Source organism: Novosphingobium sp. 11B (assembly GCF_054589055.1).
In genome coordinates this window covers 1-1,663 of sequence record NZ_BAAILP010000030.1, presented here as the reverse complement: position 1 = coordinate 1,663, position 1,663 = coordinate 1, and the positions used below count along the sequence as shown (strand labels likewise).

Below are 1,663 nucleotides of genomic sequence, written 5' to 3'. Positions count from 1 at the left end.
GCAAGGGCGCTGCTGCGAGGCGCACCCGCAAGGGGATGCGCTGGCGCGTCGGCGGGCGCCGCAGTGAGTAGCGACTAGACGTCGATCAGATCATCATCTTCGAATGCCACGGGCACACGCTGCCGGCGGCGCTTAGGCTTGACCTTGCGTACATTCACCGACGCGGCGCTGATCATGTTCTTGATGTGCGCGGCGTAATGTTTCTGGATCATCTCGACACTGGTCCGGCAGTTTCGCGCGACCGCGTAGACATCAGCCCCTTCCATGAGCCGCAAGCAGATGTACGTGTGGCGCAGCGAGTACGCGGTCCGCGCTTTGCCATCCCGATCAAATTTCAGCTCCGCCCTGGCAAGCACACCGTTGAACAGCTTCACGTGATTGCCTGGGAAGACTTTGTCGGTCGACTTCGGAAGCTGAGCCTCAGGCGCTTCAGGCGCCTCATCAATTCCGGCCCGGCGCCGTCGCTGCGCCGCGCGGCGACTTTCCCCTTGCACGGGCCTCGGACGATTGAGCAGCCGCTCATAGGGGCGCACGGCATTGGGCATACTTTTGCAGAAACCCACCCCCCGCTTACCGCGAACCTCGATTTCCAGGATCTGCTGTCCAGTCTCATCGTCGATGACGATCTCAACATCGCGGTGCTCAAGGTTGGAGGCTTCATCGGGCCTGAGGCCCGTATTGGCCATGAACAGGACGTAGTCATGCACCTGCTGCGCGTTCCACGCAAAGTGCGCATGGAACGGCTCCCTGGCATAGGCCCCGGTGGCCTTGTAGAGCTGCTTGTATTCCGCAGGACTGAACCAGGGCCGATGCTCCACCTTGCTCGAAGCGCGATAAGGACTGGAGATGTCGGGCAGGTGCGACAACCAGCCATGGCTGACGGCGGTGCGCAGCACCTGGCGCAGCGTCACGATTTCGTTGTGAAGGGTTTTTCGGGCGGGCGCCTTGTCCGAGACCGGGCGATTGCTCTTCGAATGCGGATTGGCGATGCCGCGCGACGACATCCGGTGCACCCGGTACTCCTGCACTTTGCCGCCCGTGATCTCGGAAAGACCAAGCTCCCCAAAGAACGGCAGCAAATGCACGCGAAGGCGAATACCGTGTCCCTCCGTCCAGCGCTTGCTGCGCTGGCCCTCGGTGATGATCTCGTATTCGCGAAGGAACTGGGCGGACGCTTCCTTGAAGGTTTTCTCGGTCTTGAGGATACCGGCATGCAATTTGCCGCGCAGACCGAGATACCAATCTTCGGCAACCTGCTTGGCCAGCGATACGCTGTCCGTCCTGGTGGTGGCCCGGTGCTGCCTGCCACCAACCGATGCGGAGCAATGCCAGTTGCCGCCGTCGATGCGCCGGTAAACCTGGACCTTTCCGCCTAAGATCTCGTGCCTGTGCATGACAAACCGCCAGTGCTGCAAGGGGAGCCTGGGTCGGAATGTCTCACAAATCGCAAAGCTGCGCAAATGTGCTAGCGTTGTGCTAGGCGCATCGAGCCACTCGCCGATTTCGACGATCGCCTTAAGCTGATGTTTTGATTATAATTATTGGTTGCGGGGGTAGGATTTGAACCTACGACCTTCAGGTTATGAGCCTGACGAGCTACCGGGCTGCTCCACCCCGCGTCACCATATGGGGCTGGTTTTCAGCCCGGGAGTGTTTTGTTTGT

The 1,663-nt window shown here is 60.4% G+C and carries 1 protein-coding gene and 1 tRNA gene; both read right to left on the bottom strand.

Annotated features, from left to right (window positions below; genetic code table 11):
• Positions 1-74: 74 nt before the first annotated feature.
• Complete coding sequence (locus tag ACYPYD_RS02300; RefSeq protein ID WP_459661909.1) at positions 75-1,394, bottom strand: site-specific integrase; 1,320 nt, start codon at positions 1,392-1,394, stop codon at positions 75-77.
• A gap of 148 nt (positions 1,395-1,542) precedes the next feature.
• A tRNA-Met gene (locus ACYPYD_RS02295) sits at positions 1,543-1,619 on the bottom strand.
• Positions 1,620-1,663 lie beyond the last annotated feature (44 nt).

Bases quoted from the DNA above. Each gene is read 5' to 3' on its own strand.
- ACYPYD_RS02300 (WP_459661909.1), bottom strand. From the start codon at position 1,394: ATGCACAGGCACGAGATCTTAGGCGGAAAGGTCCAGGTTTACCGGCGC.